Here is a 16,234-nt window from a genome sequence, read left to right on the forward strand (position 1 = left end):
CTCAGGTCACCACCGTCAGGAAACGCTCGTTGAGCTTGCGGTCGTGGTAGAACACGCCGGCCCCCACCTCGTCCCAGGTCCACGTGATCGGCTGCATGTCCGGATAGAAGTCGTAACCGCCGCAGAAGGTTTCCAGGCGGTTGCCGGACGGGTCGAAGAAGTAGATCGTGGTGCCGCGGGTCACGCCGTGGCGAGTCGGGCCGGCGTCGATGGACACACGGAGCATCGACATCAGGTCGGCGGCGCGCAGCACCTGTTCCCAGCTTTCGAGGCGGAAGGACAGGTGGTGCAGCTTGTTGTCCTCGCCGTGGCGCACCAGGGCGACGTCATGCGCCTTGGTCGAGCAGGTCAGCCAGATGGCGAGGTCGGTCTTGCCGTCTTCCAGCTTGATGCGCTCCACCAGCGAGAAGCCGAAGACCTTCGAGAACAGGTCATGCGCGCCGTCGATGTCGCCGCCGTACAGCAGCGCATGGTCCATGCGGATCGGAGCAATGCCGGGGATGTTCGGCACCCAGGCTTCGGGATTGGTGTAGGACATGCCGTTGCCGACATCCTTCTTTTCCGCGTAGAGCTCGATCGTATGGCCGGTAGGAATCTGGAAGCGCACGCGCTCGCCGGTTTCCAGCAGGTCGCCCGCAGGGATACGCTCGGTCTTGACCCCGTATTCCTTCAGGTCGCGCTCGTACTTGTTGAGCACGTCCTTGTTCAGCACCTTGAAGCCGAAGAAATCGATGCCCGCGCGGTCTGCCTGGCGCAGCACCACGCTGTGGTGGTCGCGCTCGTCCCAGCACTTGAAGTACACGCGGCCCTGGTCGTCGCGCCCTACCTCAAGCAAGCCCATCACCTCGGTGTAGAACTTGACCGATTCTTCCATATCCAGCACGCGCAACTGCGCATGTCCCGGACGCAAAACGCCTGTCATTGCCATGGTTATCTCCTCCTATGTACAGACTGGTTAAACAAAACAATCATCATTCGGACGTGCAAGCCTGCCGGCACACGTTCTTCTTCATCATCCCTACTACCTTGAGCCTGACATCGCTGGCCGGCACGACCCGGCAGGCCAGCAGGGTGCCTTGCGCCTCTTCTTCCTCGGTGACGTGCTCGCGGCTCATCCTGCGCTTCTGATAATCCCCGGCTGTCACCGCAATCTTGCAGACGCCGCAGCCGCCACTGCGGCAACCAACCGGTATGCCCTTCTTGCCCAGCGATTCCATGCCGACCAGCAAGGACTGCCTGTCCGAGCAGCGGAAAGTCTCGCCGGTATCCTCGATCGTGACGGTGAAAGTGGTCATGTCAGATCTTCTTGAACAAGGGACTCCTGACCTGCTGCGCATCCGCCGCCGAGAAAAACTTTTCGGTGTAGATGTCGCGCTCGAACAGCCGGCCTTGCATCAGGGTCGTGATGCAGGCGTCGATCATGACCGGCGGGCCGCACAGGTAGGCCTTGTGGCCGCGGAAGTCATTGTCGAAATGGTTCTTTGCCGCGTCGTGCACGAAACCGCGGAATCCCGTCCATGCGCTCCCTTCCGGCTCGTGCGACAGCGCCGGCACGTAGCTGAAGTTCGGATGCTTCTCCGCCAGTGCGGCGAACTCATCGTGGTAGTACAGTTCCTCCCGGTTGCGGGCGCCGTAGACCAGCGTGAGCGGCAGCGGCGACCCCTCTTCCAGCAGGTCGAGGATCATCGAGCGCGGGCTCGACAGGCCGGAACCGCCTGCCAGGAAGATCGACGGCTGACCGGCCGACTTGCGGACGAAGAACCGGCCATATGGTCCGCTCAGCTTCACCTGGTCGCCTTCCTTCAAGGTCTCGTGGATCCAGGTGGTCGCCTTGCCGCCGGGGACGATGCGGATGTTCAGTTCGATTTCTCCCTTGCCGGACGGCGGGGTCGCCAGCGAGAACGCGCGCGTCAGGCTTTCACCCGGGATGTGCAGGTTCAGGTATTGGCCCGCCTGGAACGCCATGCCCTCCGGTTCATCGAGGGCAATCCACACACCCTTGATGGTCGGCGTCAGGTTTTCGATGCGGGTCACCGTGCCGTGGAAATCCTTGACCGGCAGGTTCTGCGCGTCCGGATCGACCTCGATCTCGGCCTCCAGGACAACGTCGGATTGCAGCGTGGCGCAACAGGCCAGCGTTTTTCCTTCCTCGCGCTCGTAATCCATCAGGGCGAAATTGGATGCCTCGCCGTGGTCGACTTCACCGTCGACGACCTCCACCTTGCAGGTTGCGCAAAGGCCGTGGCAGCAGGCATGCGGCAGGTAGATGCCGGCACGCAGGCTGGCATCGAGGATGGTCTGCCCGTCTTCCACCTCGATGGTCTGGCCTAGCGGTTCAATGGTCAGCTGGTAGCTCATGTCATTCTCTCTTGCTCGAAGGGCTCGGTTCCTTCTTAGCTGCAGGAACCCTTGATGCCGGTGAGGCCCGGGGTGCGGAAGCGGATCACGTCCTTGTGCTTGAGACCGTTGTCGGCGAGCGACTTGTTGACGTCAGGCGTCCACGGCTTGCCGGAATTGAGCCATTCGGCCTTGCTCCACTCCACCTTCTCGAAATCCGGGTGTTCGCCGAAAGCGCCTGGCAGGACTTTCTCGACGATGTCGCCGAAGCGCATCGCGGGAGGGAACGGAAAGGCGAACGGCGCGCAGAACATCAGGTGGTCTTCCCAGCCGATGTAGAGCAACTGGTTGCCGTGGAATTTGTCGGCGCTGTCCTTGACTTCGCCGATGTAGGGTTTGACTGCTGTGACTGGCATGTTTTGTCTCCTCGTGTGTTGTCGCGCACTTGATACCCCCTCTCCCGCGGGCGGGAGAGGGGAGCTTCTATGTATTCGACGTCGCCATCTGCTTCCACTGCGCAAAGTTCTTCTGGTCTTCCGATCCCTCGAAGTCCAGGTTGTCGCGCCCGAAGTTCAGCCGATACCAGCGCAGCACCTCCATCAGCGGATCGAAGCCTTCCGCCCCCGGATTGACGTCCGGCTCGAAGCAGTTGCCCTGGTAGATCTGGTGCACCGGCAGCCAGGATTGGACGTACTTCTCCGGCTCGTTGTCGAAGATCTCCTTGCAGCCGTCGGAGCAGAAGTGATACTTCTCGCCCTTGTAGTCGGACTCGCGGTAGCAGATCTTGGTCGGGTCGTCCGGCTCGGTGAACAGCATCGGGATCTGGCAGCACTGGCACAGCATCGGCAGCGTCTTGTTGTAGAAACGCTTGCCCTGCTTGGCCTGCTCCGCCCAATGCTCGAAACGCGGGCGGTAGTACTTGTCGAAGGTGTCCGGGTACTTGGCGGAGAGCCAGTCCATCTCTTCCGGCGTCGGCATCCAGGTATGGAAGTCGGCCGCGGCACCGTACTGGTAGAAGGTCGCCCATGCCTGGTGGGAGATGTGCTCCTTGTCGATGGTGCATTGCTCGACGCATTTCGGCACCTTGATGCCGTAACGCGCGAGGTCCTTGAACAACGCGCCGCCGGATTCCTCGAAATACACTTCCCAGGCTTCCTTCCAGCTCATCACGCGCTTGGGCAGCATGTAGTCCATCATCATGCCGACCAGGGTCAGCATGCGCACGCCGCGCCAGGTCCACTTGTCGATCCACTTCTGCACGATCGGCAGGTTGTCCGGGTCCTGTTCGAGGATGAACTTGATCATCTCCAGGCCGAGCGTCATGTGGCGCGCTTCGTCCGACTGCGCCGAGAAACCGAAGGCCATCGCGCCCATGTCGCCGTTGTAGGCCGCGCCGGAAATGAACGGCACGAACAGCAGGTTGGTCAGCACGTATTCGAAGGAGAAACCGATCGCGACCATGTATTCGAACGGACCGGCCGTCATCGCATCGTCGAAGAAGGACTTCGGCACGGACAGGTACCAGACGCGGTCATGCATGTGGCGCCAGTCGTGGAAACCGTTGTAGTGTTTGTTGTAGTTCGACAGCGAGTGGATCTGCGTCTGGAAGTGGCGCATCTCGTCGAGCGACTGCATCTGGCAGGCCACGCGCGCACCGGCGCCGCGGAACTGGCGGCCGACATGGGCGAAGCCGCGATGCGCCATGTATTCCAGTGGCGACACGCCGGTCAGGAAGAGTTTGAGCGCATTGATGTAGCGCGCGTCGGTCACGCCGAGATGACCGTTGCCCTGGTTGAAGGCGTCGAGGATCGCGTACAGCTTGCGCTCCTTTTCCGCCTGGTACTTCCAGTAGGCATCCATCGTGAGGCGGAACGGGTCTTCCCACTTGTCCCAGTCGTGGATCTTGATGCCCTCGAACTTGTCGTACGGGTAGACGGCATCCATAGGCTGGTAGGTGGTTTCCCAGTCGAGGCCGCGCGTCATCGCGGCGTAGCGCTCTTTCAGGCCGAGCTTCTTGGTCGCTTTCATGTCCATGTCTTGTCTCCTTGATGTGCTGGCTCAGTGCTTCCAGCTCAGCGTGAATTCGTCGTCGGTTTCGCTGATGTGGCCGGCCAGCGTGATCAGGTGCACGTGCAGTTCCTGCAGGTCGAAGTCGCGGCCAAGCTTCTCTTCCACGGTGCCGCGCCTGATGGTCAGGCTGCCGGGGGCATCGATCTTCACCATGGCGGGCTGCTCGTTGATGACAGCGTTGGGGTTGTCTTCGGCGATCGCGTCGATGATGCTGCGCGTCTCTTCATTGGTCTGGAATGCGATGAATACGTTGGACATCATGTCTCCTTACAGCGCGAGGCCGGCCTTGGCGGCACGGGCGTTGAATTCTTCCTGCAGCTCGGCCATGACGGCGTCGGCCTGTTCGCCAAGCGCATGCCTTGCCAGCGGTGCGAGTGCGTTCATCGTCTTGTCGCGGTACTGTTTTGCCCATTGCGACAGCAGCGCCTTGTTCTCCGCCGATTCCGCTGCCGCCGTCTTGATGCTGGCGTCGACCCACTTGCGGGTTTCGGCAAACCACTCGGTCTGGAAGCGGGTAAGCATGGAGACTGTCGGGCCGGCCCGGCCGGAGATCGCGTTATCGATGTGCTGGTACACCAGCGGATACAGCAGGCCGTCGAGGACGAGGTTTTGCGCGACGAAGAGTTCGAACCAGTCCTTCACCACGAAACTGTCTTCGACGTAACGGCGCAACTCCTGCCACTTCGGATCAGCGAGCCAGGCTTCCTTCGCCGCATCGAGCGCGGTTTCGTCCTCCAGCAGCAGGCCGGTGCGGGTCAGGTATTGCGCGATGCCGAGGTGGTCCATCGCCTGGTAGATGCAGGGCTGGGTGATCGCGGTGCCGTAGCCGTAGGCGCAGATGAATGAGTTGTTCATGTTGGCCCCCCACTCCAGGTGGCGCAGCGGCAGCAGCACATCGAGGGCCAGCTTGCGGGTCACTTCCGGCAGGGCCGTTGCGAGGCCGCGCGATTCGACGAACTCGAAATCGCCTTCCGCGGTTTCCTGCATGCGGGCGCGGGCCAATGTGTAGGTGCCGTAATAGAGCTGGCGCGGATCCTTGAACGTGTACCAGTCCGCCATCCTGATCGCCGTGCGGGTGACGTCGAACAGTTCGTGGTCGGGATCCCACAGCGGGCGGTAATGGAAGTTGGCGGTGGCCTGCGCGTCGAGCGTGCCTTCCTGGTAGCGTGACGCCGGCTTGTCGCCACCGATGCGGCGGGCGACGTTGTCGTACGTCTGGCGCAGCGGTTTGATGCTGACGGTACGTAGGTCAATTTGCATTGCGGACTCCTCCTGTTGTAATGGCCGGCCCGGAACCCGGTGCCGGGTTCGGACTTACTTGAAGCGCTGGTGTGTGGCCTGCCGCAGGTTCCAGTCCCACTCGGAGGCCTCGGCGCCGGTCGGCGGCGAAGGCCCGTCGAGGACGGTGACGGCGTTGGCGGAACAGAATTCGGCGAATGCGTGACCGGGCAACAGGAGTTCGACGAAGAGTTCCGGCTCGCCGATGGCGAACTCGAACTCGACCATGCCGTTTTCCCTCTTCTCGATGACGCGAACGAACTTGCGCGCCGTGTCAAAAGCGTCGTTGCCCATGTCTCCACCACTTTCTTGTTTGATGGGGATCATTTAGCAACCAGCGTGCCAAAATGTAGGAGCACACCAAAAAATCTCGAGATTATTTAATTTGCTGCGGTGCGTGGAGGACGGTCTTGAGTGCTGGCGAGCCTTCCCGCCAAGAAGCCGTTCCAGAGTAAAAATTAATGCTGCGACGCCGCAAGGCGAGAATTGATTCGGGTCAACTGCTGAAATGATCAAATCCGATTTCCCGTATCACCAAATGATCAATAATTTCTGATGATCATGTAGAATCTCGAGATTATTGGCTGCACCCTTCTCGGAAAGCGCGGCCGTCCTGACTTGAAAAGGCGGGCTGAAATGATCAAATATCCGAAGGACCTCGACCTGCGTCGCCTGGTGCGGTTTTCCGCGGAAGACGGCACGATCTGGCTGGCGGAACACCGCATGGTGCTGGTCCACACGGCCGCCCTCGCCGGCCTGCGCAAGGAATTGCTTGGCTCTGTCGGCCCCGAACACGCCCGCCGCGTGCTGACGCGCATGGGCTACGCCTCAGGCATGCGCGACGCGGAACTGGCGCGGAAGCTGCGCGGCGACCAGAACCCGATCGACGCCTTCGTGGTCGGCCCACAGCTCCACATGCTGGAGGGCAGCGTGAAGGTCAAGCCCGTGCGCATCGACATGGATGTCGCGGCCGGCACTTTCCTCGGCGAGTTCGAATGGGACAACTCCTGGGAGGCCGAATCGCATGTGAAGGAGTTCGGCCCGCAGAAGGACCCGGTGTGCTGGATGCTGCTCGGCTACGCGTCGGGGTACACAACCGCCTTCATGGGACGCTTCATCCTGTTCAAGGAAGTGGAGTGCGTGGCCTGCGGCGCATCGCACTGCCGCATCATCGGGAAGCCGGTCGAGGAATGGCACGACGCCGCGGAACACACGCCCTACTACGAAGCGGATTCCATCGTCTCGCGCCTCCTTGAATTGAAAACGCAGGTGGAAGTGCTGCGCTCGTCCATCGAACAGCAGCGCCAGATGGAAAACCTGATCGGCAGTTCAACCGCTTTCCAGCGGGCCTACGAACTCGTCGTCAAAGCCGCCAAGACCAACGTGACCGTCCTGCTGACCGGTGAAACAGGCGTGGGCAAGGAACGATTCGCTCGCGCCCTCCACGACATGAGCCTGCGCGCCGGGCGCCCCTTCGTCGCCATCAACTGCGCCGCCCTCCCCCATGACCTGGTGGAATCGGAACTGTTCGGGGTGGAGAAAGGCGCGTTCACCGGCGCCCACGCTTCGCGCACCGGCAAGTTCGAACGCGCGGAAGGCGGCACCCTCTTCCTCGACGAGATCGGCGAACTCCCGCTTGCGGCGCAGGCCAAGATCCTGCGCGTGCTGCAGGAAGGCGAGATCGAGCGCCTGGGCGACGACCGGACGCGCAAGGTCGACGTCCGCATCGTGGCGGCGACCAACGTCGAGCTGATGCAGGCGGTCAAGGACGGCCGCTTCCGCGCTGACCTGTTCTACCGACTGAATGTCTATCCGATCTCCATTCCGCCGCTGCGCGAGCGCGCGCTCGACATACCGCCGCTCGTGAATGCCATGATCGACAAGTTCAATGCCGTGCACGGCAAGCGTGTCGCCGGGATCACCGACAAGGCGATGAAGGCGCTGAAAGCCTATCAATGGCCGGGCAACGTGCGGGAGCTGGAAAACATGATCGAGCGCGGCATCATTCTCGCACCCGCCGACGGCTGGATCGAGCTCGACCACCTTTTTCCGAGCCTGGATGGTTCCGCGCCGGAAGGTATCGGCCTGTCGCAGCAGGGAGAACTTTCCGTGGACGAAGGCCCGGAACAGGCAAGGCTGTGCGACGCCATCCTCAATAGCGGCCTGTCGCTGGACGAGGTGGAAAGCCTGCTGCTCCAGGAAGCGGTGGACCGCTCCGGCGGCAACCTGGCCGGCGCCGCGCGCCTGCTCGGCCTCACCCGTCCGCAACTGACTTACCGACTCAAACGCAACAAGGATACGACTCCGTCGGAGGAGTAACACCCCATGCTTCACTCACAAAAATTCAACGCTGCGTTTGCCGACGCCGACACCGAACCGAGCACCCTCACGGAGGGCACCTACCTGCAGCTTCGCCGCGACATCATCGAAGGGCGGCTGCCGCCGGGTGAAAAGCTGCGCGTCGAACACCTGAAAGACCGTTACAACGTCGGTGCAGGCACATTGCGCGAGGCCTTGTCGCTGCTGCTGTCGGACGCCCTCGTCGTCAGCGAAGGCCAGCGCGGCTTCCATGTCGCTCCCATGTCGATGTCCGACCTGGAAGACATCACCCGCACCCGCATCCTCGTCGAAGGCGAGGCGCTTCGACAGTCCATCATCGCCGGCAATGACGACTGGGAAGCCGCACTCGTCGCCGCCTTCCACAAGCTCAGCAAGTCGGAAGAAAAGCTCGGCGAACGGGAGACCGGCACGGTGCGGGAATGGGAGGCGCGCAACCGCGACTTCCATGAGGCACTGATCGGCGGATGCGATTCGCGCTGGTTGCGCTACCTGATCGGCCTGCTCTACCGCCAGTCGGAACGTTACCGGCACACGGTCATTTCACATCGTTCCGTGGCACGGGACGTCCACGCCGAGCACAGCGCCATCTATGAAGCGGCGCTGGCGCGCGACGTCAAGCGCGCCAGGGCGGCGCTGGAGGTCCACATCAACCTCACCTTCGAATCGATCAGGAAATTGCTGCCGGAACTGGAATGAGCGGCGGCATGCCCACTTGAACAGAAAGGTCTTTCCCGCAAGCCGCCGTCGCCCGTTTGCACGCCGCGGCAGAACTTTTCGTGACGGACATCGTCAGTTTTATATCAACGGCAGCAACAGCCGCTGCGCGATCGGCTTGCCGGTTGTCATCGTTGTGCTAAAACGAACTAGGCGCCTGTGCATCATGCCAATCCGTAACGGACAGGGACGGCACTCCGTCCATCCACAAACCCGAATGACGGCCATGACACTTTCCCAATACACCCTCCTCGCCTCCTCCAGCGTCGGACTGATCGTCGTCTCCTTCCTCAGCCTGGTCGTGGGGGCGCTCATCCTCGCCGTCACGCTCTTTACCGCGGGATCCGTCCTCGCGATCACCGCCGCCGTGGGCGCGCTGTGGTTCAGCGGCCCTTGGCGCAAGCCCGTCGGAATGGACCGGGCGGTGGTCATTCGCCTGCGCTGACAAGCAACTGCGACCGGGGGCGTGATTACCGGACAACGGCGATCTGGGTGCGCTTGCCGCCCTTGAAGGTGTACAGCGTCAGCGTGCCGTTCTTCATGTCGCCCTTGGCGTCGAACTCGATCTCGCCAATCACGCCCTTGTACTTCGTCCTGGCCAGTTCCGGCAGGTATTTCGCGGGCTCGGCCGAGTTGGCCTTCTTCATTGCTTCGGCCAGGATCATCACCGCGTCGTAGGTGTACGGCGAATAAAGCTTCACCTCGGTATCGAACTTCTTCTTGAACGCGGCGCGGAATTCTTCCATGCCCTTCTTCTGATTTTCTTCCACACCGCCTGCCTCGGCGCACACCACCTGGCCGTCGGCCAGCGCGTCCCCGGCCAGCTTGACCAACTGCTCGGAGCAGATGCCGTCGCCGCCGATGAACCTGGCGTTGATGCCCAGCGTCTTCATTTGGCGCAGCATCGGCCCGGCCACCGGGTCCGTGCCGCCGAAGAAGATGGTGTCCGGCTTCTTGGCCTTGACCGCGGTCAGGATCGCGTTGAAGTCGGTCGCCTTGTCGTTGGTGTACTGCTGCGTAACGATCTCCACCCCCTTGGCCTTGACGTTCTTGATGAATTCCTGTGCCAGCCCTTGGCCGTAGGCGGTACGGTCGTCGATGACAGCCACCTTCTTTGCCTTGATCTGCTCGGCCGCGTAACGGCCCAGCGCGCCGCCCAGCTGGATGTCGTTGGCCACCACGCGGAAGGCGGTCTTGAAGCCTTGCTGCGTGTATTTCGGGTTGGTCGCGGACGGGGAGATCTGCGGGATGCCGGCGTCGTGGTAAATCTTCGATGCCGGGATGGTGGTTCCGGAGTTGATGTGACCCACCACGCCATTGACCTTGGCATCGACCAGCTTCTGTGCAGCTGCAGTTCCCTGCTTCGGATCGGCGGCATCGTCTTCGGCCAGCAGCTCGAACTTGACCTTCTTGCCGCCGATGGTCACGCCCTTGGCGTTCAGTTCGTCGATCGCCATGCGGGCGCCGTTTTCATTGTCCTTGCCCAGGTGGGCGATGCCGCCGGAGATCGGGCCGACGTGGCCGATCCTGACCACTTCCTGTGCCGATGCTGCACCTGCAAAAGCAAACGCCACTGCGCCTGCCAACGGAATCATTTTTGTCGTGAACTGCATGTTTTACGCTCCTGCTACTGAAATAATTAATTTTGGCTGTCCCTCGGATCGGGCGACAGCCACGGCCTTCTGGAAAGTTGACGGTCACGCGCCCTGGAATTGCAATGGAACGTAGGTCCGCGCGTCGAAACTGCCCTTCACGACGCCCGCAATCATGTCGGCGGTGACGGCCGACAGCGTCCAGCCGAGATGGCCGTGGCCGGTGTTGTAGAACACGTTCGGGGCCCGCCCGCGGCCGACGCGGGGCATCATGTTCGGCATCATCGGACGCAGTCCCGCCCATGGCACCACCTGCCGTGTGTTCACATCCGGGAAGCACTGGTTGACCCAGTCGATCAAGGGGCGGATGCGGTCGGCGCGGATGTCCTTGTTGTACCCGTTGAATTCGGCGGTGCCGGCCACCCGGAAGCGGTCGGCGCCCAGCCGGCTGGTGACGAGCTTGGTTTCGTCGTCAAGCAGGCTGACCGTTGGTGCCGCTGCCTGGCTCCGCTCATCGAGCAGGTTGACGGTAATGGAATAGCCCTTGACCGGATAGATATTGACGCGATCCCCCAGCTGGGCCGCGAACGCGCGGCTGTTCACCCCGGCACAGACGACCAGGCCGTCGAAGCGGTGCGTCTGCGAAGTGCCGGAAATGCCGTCGCTGACAACCACGCTGGCTGTCTCGTCGTCGCTTTGCAGGGCCAGCACATCCTGCCCGTACACGCAGCGCACGCCGAGGCGTTCAATGGCCGCGGCCAGTCCGACCGTGAACTTGTGGATGTCCCCGGTGGAGTCGCTCTCGGTGTAGTAGCCGCCATAGTAGCTGCCGGCCAGCGTCGGTTCGATGGCACGCATCTCGTCCGGCGTCACCGCGCGGCGCGGCAGTCCGCCGGCGGCCAGCAGCTTGGATACTTCGCCGGCATGGTCAAAGCCTTTCTTGTCGCGGTAGATGTGCAGGATGCCCTCTTTCTTGAGGTCGAAATCCACGCCTTCCGCCGCGGCCCACGCGAACAGGTGCTCGCGCGCGGCAACGGCCATGCGCGCGGTTTCGATCGTGTTCTGGCGGTACTGCGGAATGTTGGCGATGAACTCCGCAAACCAGGACAGCTTGTGCCAGCTCGGCTTGGGATTGACCAGCAGCGGCGCATCGCTCTTGAGCATCCACTTCAGGCCCTTGAGGATGGTGCTCCAGTGCGTCCATACCTCGGCGTTGGACGCGGAGAGTTGCCCGCCATTGGCGAACGACGTCTCCATGGCCGCATAGCGGTGCTTTTCGAACAGGGTGATGGCAAAGCCGCGTTTGGCGAGGGCGTAAGCGGTCGTGACGCCGGTAATACCGCCGCCGATCACTGCGATGGATTTCATGGGTGCTGGCTCCAAACAGGTCATGGGGTTGAGGCACGTGCGCGACATGCGCAACGTACGCCCCCTCTGTTTGGTACCTGAGAGATTCACGCCACTGGGAAGTGGTGCTTGCTCCTGCGGTGTGCCGGGCGACGACTTCCGGCAGCTCTTCAGAGTTCATTGATCCGATCGGTCCTTTTGCCTGAGAGTTTCCGGGGCGGTTGCTCCTTCGGCGCCGCCGGTCTCCCGGCGTTCTCTCCCGATCGAAGTTCGGCGTGGCGCCGAATTCGTGTAACTAGATTTCCATGAAGACTACCATGTTTTTCAATCCGGTGCCGCACGGAACTCAATCCGCCTTGATGTCCCTCGCCTTGATGATCTCGGACCAGCGCGGGATTTCCGAGCCGAGATACTTCGCCAGCTCCTCCGGCGAGGATCCGACCGGTTCGGCGCCCAGTTGCACAAAGCGTTTAGCAACGTCAGGATGCTTGATGGCCTTGGTGATTTCCGCGTTGAGCTTGTCCACGATCGGGCGTGGGGTCTTTGCAGGAACGAACACCGCATACCAGCCGTTGAGTTCATACCCCTTCACGCCTGCTTCATTCAGCGTCGGCACGTTCGGCAGGACGCTGGAACGCTTCGTCGTGGTCACCGCGAGCGCCTTGAGGCGGCCCGAGTCGATGTGCGGTTTGGCAGACGACACGGAGTCGAACATGATGTCCACCTGGCGGCCGAGAAGGTCGGTCATTGCCGGCGCGCTGCCCTTGTACGGGACGTGCATGATGTCGACGCCGGCCATGGCATTGAACAGCTCGGCGCCGAGGTGGATGGTCGTGCCGTTGCCGGCCGATGCGTAGGTCAGTTTTCCGGGCTGCGCCTTCGCGGCCGCGATCAGCTCGTTCACATTGTTCGCTTTCACGCCGGGGCCGACCACGAGGACGTTCGGCACGATCGCCACCAGACTCACCGGCTCGAAGCTCTTGACCGGATCGTAGGACAGCTTGGGATACAGCGCCGGGTTCACCGCGTGACCGATCGAGACGATCATCATCGTGTGCCCGTCCGGCTCGGATTTCGCCACCAGTGCCGAACCGATGGTGCCGCCGGCGCCCGGCCGGTTCTCGATGACGACCGGTTGCCCGACGTTCTGCGCAAGCCGCTCTCCGATGGCGCGCGCCATGCTGTCCATCGCGCCGCCCGGCGTGAACGGGACGACCCACTTGATCGGACGGTTCGGGAAGTTGTCGTTGGCGGAGGCGCCGAATGCGGTACACGCCAGCACGCTCGCGGAAAGAATTTTTGCGATTGCGGATTTCATGCTATCTCCAGTAGGTAGATGTATTGGTTCAGGCGATCGAGGACGGATGTTTTGCCAGCGGCGTCACCTTGATTTTCATGAAGGGGAACAAGGGCAGCCCGGACAGGATCGCGTGCAGTTCGTCATTGGATTCGACGTCGAAAACGCTGTAATTCGCGTACTCCCCGACCACCCGGTACAGGTGCACCCACTTGCCGCTGCGCTGCAGCTCCTGCGAATACGCCTTCTCGCGCGCCTTGATATCGTCGGCGACCTGCGGCGCGATGTCTCGCGGAATGTCTACATCCATCCGGACCAGAAACAACATGACTATCTCCTTAGTGCTTTCTGCTGTAATGCGCCAGCTTGTCCTCGTCCAGCGCCAGGCCGAGGCCGGGTTCCTGGGGCAAGGCAAGTTCGTAATTCACGATGCTCGGACGTTCAACGACGATGTCGTCCTTGAGCAGCAAGGGGCCGAACAATTCGGTGCCCCACTCAAGCGTTTCGCACGCGGCGAACGCATGCGCGGAGGCGAGGCTCCCAATGCTCCCTTCCAGCAGCGTGCCACCATAACAGCCGATACCCGCCGCATCCGCGACGGCGGCAGTGCGCAGCACACCGAGCGGCCCGCCCGACTTGCCGATCTTCAGCGCGACGATATCCGCGGCCTCATCGCGCGCGTAATCGAACATGTCGAAGGCGGAATGGACGGCTTCATCCGCCATCATCGGCACGTCGAAACGCTGCGCAAGTCGCGCCAGTCCGCGGCGGTTCCCGCGCGCGATCGGCTGTTCGACCAGCATCACGCCGACGGTTTCCAGTTCGGGAATGAAGCGGTAAGCGGTGGCCTCGCTCCATGCCTGGTTGACGTCGACCGTCAGCTCGGCGCGGTCGCCCAGTGCGGCCTTGATTGCGGCGACATGCTTCACGTCATCCCGTGGTTCGCGTTTGCCGATCTTCAGCTTGAATACTTTGTGACGGCGCAGCTCGAGCATCTGCTCCGCTTCCGCGATGTCGCGTGCGCTGTCGCCGCTGGCGAGCGTCCACAGCACCGGAACCGACTGGCGCACCGCGCCGCCGAGAAGCTGGTGCATCGGTACGCCGAGGCGTTTTCCCTGGGCGTCGAGCAAGGCGGTTTCGAGCGCCGACTTGGCAAGCGCGTTGCCCTGCACCGATTGGCCGACACGCGCCATGACCGCATTGGCGCTGCGGGCATCCATGCCCACGACCAGCGGCGCCACATAGCGGTCGAGCGTGAGCTTGATCGACTCCGGGCTCTGGTCGCCGTAAGCGAGTCCGCCGATGGTCGTCGCCTCGCCGATGCCTTCGATGCCGTCGGCGCATTTCAGGCGCAGGATGACCAGCGTCTGCGTGCGCATGGTCGTCATCGCCAGGCGGTGCTCGCGTATGGTCGGCAGGTCGACGATCACGGCTTCGAGCGATGTGACGGAAACAGGTTTGATGTTAGAGTCCATGGGATCAGAAAGTCCAAGCGGGATAAGTGCATGTTAGGTGCGGCATCCTCACGCGTCCAATATCATTTCCGTCCTGCGCCATACTCAGGAGGTATCGATGGAACTGCGGCAACTGCGCTACTTCGAAGTGCTCGGGCGCACCCTCAATTTCACGCGCGCGGCGGAGCAGCTGCACATCGCCCAGCCGCCGCTGTCGCGCCAGATCCGGCAGCTGGAGGACGAGCTCGGTGCGGAACTGATCGACCGCGAGGCACGGCCGCTGGCACTGACCAAGGCCGGCGTGTTCTTTCTGGAGCAATGCACGCAGGTGCTGGCAAGGCTCGACGAGGTCAAGGCGGCGACGCACCGCATCAGCGTCGGCCAGCGGCGCTGGTTCGGTATCGGCTTCGTGCCGTCGGCGCTCTACGGCTTCCTCCCGGGGCTGATCCGGAGCTTCAGGGAAGACAGCGAAGGCGTTGAAGTCGTGCTGTCGGAGATGACCTCCATCCAGCAGGCAGAAGCCTTGAAAGCGGGCCGCATCGATGCCGGCTTCGGCCGCCTGCCGCTGGACGATCCGCAACTGGTATGCGAAGTGATTGCGCAGGAACCGCTGGCCGTCGCGCTGCCGAGCAATCATCCGTTGATCAAGGAGAGACACATTACACTGGCCATGCTCGCCTCCGAACCGTTCATTCTCTACCCGGCGCGTCCGCGCCCAAGTTATGCCGACCAGGTGCTGCAGCATTTCCGCCTGCGGGGCTTGAACCTGAGAAACGTGATGGATGCCAATGAAATGCAGACGGCAATCGGCCTCGTCGCGGCGGGATTGGGTGTCACCCTGGTGCCGGGCTCGGTGCAGCGATTGCAGCGGGACGATATCGTCTACCGCCCGCTGCATGAGAAAGACGTGGCGTCACCGGTCATCATGAACACGCGGGCCGGCGACGCCAACCCGGACTTGCAACGGTTTATCGATGCGGCACGGATTCATGCCGCATCGTCCTTCAGGGCTTCAGGAAAGCCAGCAAAGCTTCGGTGAAGCGCGCGGGCTGTTGCAGGTTGGATATGTGGGCCGCTTCCAGCTCCACATACTGCGCGCCTGAAATGGTGCCGGCAAGATATGCAGCGTCCGACGGTGGGGTCGGAATGTCGCCGCTGCCGGCGATGACCAGGGTGGGTGCCGCGATGTTTTTGACTTCCTCGCGCAAGTCGGCGTCGCGCACCGCGCAGCAGTTGGCTGCGTATCCTTCGGGACTGGTTGCGACCAGCATGTTCCGCATTCCGGCAACCATTTCCGGATGCGTCTGCGCGAAGTCGGGCGTCAGCCAGCGCGCCACCACGGCATCCGCGATCGCGCCCATGCCTTCCGCACGCACCTTCTCCGCGCGCGCAGTCCAGTTTTCCGGCGGTCCGATGAATGCAGCGGTATTGCAGAGCACGAGACGGTCGATGCGATCCGGGAAATCCAGCGCCAGCCGCATGCCCGTGATTCCGCCCATGGACAACCCGCAAAAATGCGCCCTGGCAATGCCGAGATGATCCAGCAGGTCGACGACGTCGGCAGCAAGCCGCGCCATCGTGTAAGGGCCGGCCGGCACGCCGGATTGGCCATGCCCCCGCGTGTCATACCGCAAGACCTGGAAATGCTCGCTCAGTTTGCCGGCCTGCGGCGCCCACATCTCCAGGTTCGTGCCGAGCGAGTTCGACAGGACGAGCACGGGCTTGCCCTGCTCGCCCTCGATGCGATAGTGGATACGGGTATCACCAAGTTCGGCAACAGGCATTATTTCCTCGTCTGAACGCGT

General features: G+C 62.4%; 18 protein-coding genes and 1 riboswitch. Of the genes, 4 read left to right on the plus strand and 14 right to left on the minus strand.

The window, feature by feature from the left end:
- Position 1: 1 nt before the first annotated feature.
- The 8 genes from AC3WOY_RS00390 to AC3WOY_RS00425 form a co-directional block, all read right to left on the minus strand.
- Positions 2-928 (minus strand): catechol 2,3-dioxygenase, encoded by a 927-nt coding sequence (locus AC3WOY_RS00390; RefSeq protein ID WP_492420223.1) that lies wholly within the window; start codon positions 926-928, stop codon positions 2-4.
- 43 nt (positions 929-971) lie between these two features.
- Positions 972-1,295 carry a 2Fe-2S iron-sulfur cluster binding domain-containing protein gene (locus AC3WOY_RS00395; protein ID WP_492420225.1) on the minus strand — a complete coding sequence of 108 codons (324 nt, stop codon included), beginning with the start codon at positions 1,293-1,295 and terminating at the stop codon, positions 972-974.
- Position 1,296: 1 nt separating this feature from the next.
- Positions 1,297-2,358, minus strand: coding sequence for an NADH:ubiquinone reductase (Na(+)-transporting) subunit F (locus tag AC3WOY_RS00400; protein WP_492420227.1), 1,062 nt, complete (start codon positions 2,356-2,358; stop codon positions 1,297-1,299).
- A 35-nt stretch (positions 2,359-2,393) separates the two neighbouring features.
- Positions 2,394-2,753, minus strand: a complete 360-nt coding sequence (locus tag AC3WOY_RS00405; protein ID WP_492420229.1) for a phenol hydroxylase subunit P4 — start codon at positions 2,751-2,753, stop codon at positions 2,394-2,396.
- A gap of 67 nt (positions 2,754-2,820) precedes the next feature.
- Positions 2,821-4,371 carry an aromatic/alkene/methane monooxygenase hydroxylase/oxygenase subunit alpha gene (locus AC3WOY_RS00410; protein WP_492420231.1) on the minus strand — a complete coding sequence of 517 codons (1,551 nt, stop codon included), beginning with the start codon at positions 4,369-4,371 and terminating at the stop codon, positions 2,821-2,823.
- A 24-nt stretch (positions 4,372-4,395) separates the two neighbouring features.
- A complete protein-coding gene (locus AC3WOY_RS00415; protein WP_492429115.1) occupies positions 4,396-4,665 on the minus strand; it encodes an MmoB/DmpM family protein in 270 nt (89 codons plus the stop codon).
- A 9-nt stretch (positions 4,666-4,674) separates the two neighbouring features.
- Complete coding sequence (locus tag AC3WOY_RS00420; protein ID WP_492420233.1) at positions 4,675-5,667, minus strand: aromatic/alkene monooxygenase hydroxylase subunit beta; 993 nt, start codon at positions 5,665-5,667, stop codon at positions 4,675-4,677.
- A gap of 54 nt (positions 5,668-5,721) precedes the next feature.
- Entirely contained in the window at positions 5,722-5,979 is a 258-nt protein-coding gene (locus AC3WOY_RS00425; protein WP_492420235.1) for a phenol hydroxylase subunit, read from the minus strand.
- Positions 5,980-6,321: 342 nt separating this feature from the next.
- Here AC3WOY_RS00425 and AC3WOY_RS00430 point away from each other — a divergent pair, with 342 nt between their 5' ends.
- From AC3WOY_RS00430 to AC3WOY_RS00440, 3 genes are read left to right on the plus strand one after another with little or no spacing between them, the layout of a single operon-like run.
- A complete protein-coding gene (locus tag AC3WOY_RS00430; protein WP_492420237.1) occupies positions 6,322-8,004 on the plus strand; it encodes a sigma 54-interacting transcriptional regulator in 1,683 nt (560 codons plus the stop codon).
- Positions 8,005-8,010: 6 nt separating this feature from the next.
- Positions 8,011-8,721, plus strand: coding sequence for a GntR family transcriptional regulator (locus tag AC3WOY_RS00435; RefSeq protein WP_492420239.1), 711 nt, complete (start codon positions 8,011-8,013; stop codon positions 8,719-8,721).
- 16 nt (positions 8,722-8,737) lie between these two features.
- Entirely contained in the window at positions 8,738-9,184 is a 447-nt protein-coding gene (locus tag AC3WOY_RS00440) for a hypothetical protein (RefSeq protein WP_492420241.1), read from the plus strand.
- Positions 9,185-9,209: 25 nt separating this feature from the next.
- Here the strand turns inward: AC3WOY_RS00440 and AC3WOY_RS00445 are convergent, their stop codons facing one another.
- The 5 genes from AC3WOY_RS00445 to AC3WOY_RS00465 all read right to left on the minus strand — a co-directional run bounded on the left by AC3WOY_RS00445 (position 9,210) and on the right by AC3WOY_RS00465 (position 14,450).
- Positions 9,210-10,352, minus strand: coding sequence for a branched-chain amino acid ABC transporter substrate-binding protein (locus tag AC3WOY_RS00445; RefSeq protein ID WP_492420243.1), 1,143 nt, complete (start codon positions 10,350-10,352; stop codon positions 9,210-9,212).
- 84 nt (positions 10,353-10,436) lie between these two features.
- Positions 10,437-11,699: a D-amino acid dehydrogenase gene (locus tag AC3WOY_RS00450; RefSeq protein WP_492420245.1), complete on the minus strand. Its 1,263-nt coding sequence runs from the start codon at positions 11,697-11,699 to the stop codon at positions 10,437-10,439.
- Positions 11,700-11,858: 159 nt separating this feature from the next.
- Positions 11,859-11,950, minus strand: a riboswitch (glycine riboswitch).
- A 74-nt stretch (positions 11,951-12,024) separates the two neighbouring features.
- A complete protein-coding gene (locus AC3WOY_RS00455; RefSeq protein ID WP_492420247.1) occupies positions 12,025-12,996 on the minus strand; it encodes a tripartite tricarboxylate transporter substrate binding protein in 972 nt (323 codons plus the stop codon).
- A gap of 28 nt (positions 12,997-13,024) precedes the next feature.
- Entirely contained in the window at positions 13,025-13,303 is a 279-nt protein-coding gene (gene catC, locus AC3WOY_RS00460; RefSeq protein WP_492420249.1) for a muconolactone Delta-isomerase, read from the minus strand.
- A gap of 10 nt (positions 13,304-13,313) precedes the next feature.
- On the minus strand, positions 13,314-14,450 hold the full coding sequence (locus AC3WOY_RS00465; protein WP_492420251.1) for a muconate/chloromuconate family cycloisomerase: 1,137 nt from the start codon (positions 14,448-14,450) through the stop codon (positions 13,314-13,316).
- Positions 14,451-14,547: 97 nt separating this feature from the next.
- On the opposite strand from AC3WOY_RS00465, the gene AC3WOY_RS00470 reads away from it, so the two are divergent.
- Positions 14,548-15,468: a LysR family transcriptional regulator gene (locus tag AC3WOY_RS00470; RefSeq protein WP_492420252.1), complete on the plus strand. Its 921-nt coding sequence runs from the start codon at positions 14,548-14,550 to the stop codon at positions 15,466-15,468.
- On the opposite strand, the gene pcaD is transcribed toward AC3WOY_RS00470, so the two are convergent.
- The gene (gene pcaD / locus AC3WOY_RS00475) at positions 15,434-16,213 is read right to left on the minus strand and encodes a 3-oxoadipate enol-lactonase (protein ID WP_492420254.1); all 780 of its coding nucleotides are present in this window, start codon (positions 16,211-16,213) and stop codon (positions 15,434-15,436) included. The genes AC3WOY_RS00470 and pcaD overlap by 35 nt on opposite strands.
- Positions 16,214-16,234: the final 21 nt, after the last annotated feature.

This window comes from Noviherbaspirillum sp. FW303-A3, from assembly GCF_058788695.1.

Excerpts from the sequence above, each read along its gene's own strand:
- AC3WOY_RS00435 (WP_492420239.1), top strand. The coding sequence starts at position 8,011 with ATGCTTCACTCACAAAAATTCAACGCTGCGTTTGCCGACGCCGACACC.
- catC (WP_492420249.1), bottom strand. The coding sequence starts at position 13,303 with ATGTTGTTTCTGGTCCGGATGGATGTAGACATTCCGCGAGACATCGCG.
- AC3WOY_RS00400 (WP_492420227.1), bottom strand. The coding sequence starts at position 2,358 with ATGAGCTACCAGCTGACCATTGAACCGCTAGGCCAGACCATCGAGGTG.
- AC3WOY_RS00395 (WP_492420225.1), bottom strand. The coding sequence starts at position 1,295 with ATGACCACTTTCACCGTCACGATCGAGGATACCGGCGAGACTTTCCGC.
- AC3WOY_RS00465 (WP_492420251.1), bottom strand. The coding sequence starts at position 14,450 with ATGGACTCTAACATCAAACCTGTTTCCGTCACATCGCTCGAAGCCGTG.
- AC3WOY_RS00425 (WP_492420235.1), bottom strand. The coding sequence starts at position 5,979 with ATGGGCAACGACGCTTTTGACACGGCGCGCAAGTTCGTTCGCGTCATC.
- AC3WOY_RS00405 (WP_492420229.1), bottom strand. The coding sequence starts at position 2,753 with ATGCCAGTCACAGCAGTCAAACCCTACATCGGCGAAGTCAAGGACAGC.
- AC3WOY_RS00420 (WP_492420233.1), bottom strand. The coding sequence starts at position 5,667 with ATGCAAATTGACCTACGTACCGTCAGCATCAAACCGCTGCGCCAGACG.
- AC3WOY_RS00415 (WP_492429115.1), bottom strand. The coding sequence starts at position 4,665 with ATGTCCAACGTATTCATCGCATTCCAGACCAATGAAGAGACGCGCAGC.
- AC3WOY_RS00470 (WP_492420252.1), top strand. The coding sequence starts at position 14,548 with ATGGAACTGCGGCAACTGCGCTACTTCGAAGTGCTCGGGCGCACCCTC.
- AC3WOY_RS00430 (WP_492420237.1), top strand. The coding sequence starts at position 6,322 with ATGATCAAATATCCGAAGGACCTCGACCTGCGTCGCCTGGTGCGGTTT.
- AC3WOY_RS00450 (WP_492420245.1), bottom strand. The coding sequence starts at position 11,699 with ATGAAATCCATCGCAGTGATCGGCGGCGGTATTACCGGCGTCACGACC.
- AC3WOY_RS00410 (WP_492420231.1), bottom strand. The coding sequence starts at position 4,371 with ATGGACATGAAAGCGACCAAGAAGCTCGGCCTGAAAGAGCGCTACGCC.
- pcaD (WP_492420254.1), bottom strand. The coding sequence starts at position 16,213 with ATGCCTGTTGCCGAACTTGGTGATACCCGTATCCACTATCGCATCGAG.
- AC3WOY_RS00390 (WP_492420223.1), bottom strand. The coding sequence starts at position 928 with ATGGCAATGACAGGCGTTTTGCGTCCGGGACATGCGCAGTTGCGCGTG.
- AC3WOY_RS00455 (WP_492420247.1), bottom strand. The coding sequence starts at position 12,996 with ATGAAATCCGCAATCGCAAAAATTCTTTCCGCGAGCGTGCTGGCGTGT.
- AC3WOY_RS00445 (WP_492420243.1), bottom strand. The coding sequence starts at position 10,352 with ATGCAGTTCACGACAAAAATGATTCCGTTGGCAGGCGCAGTGGCGTTT.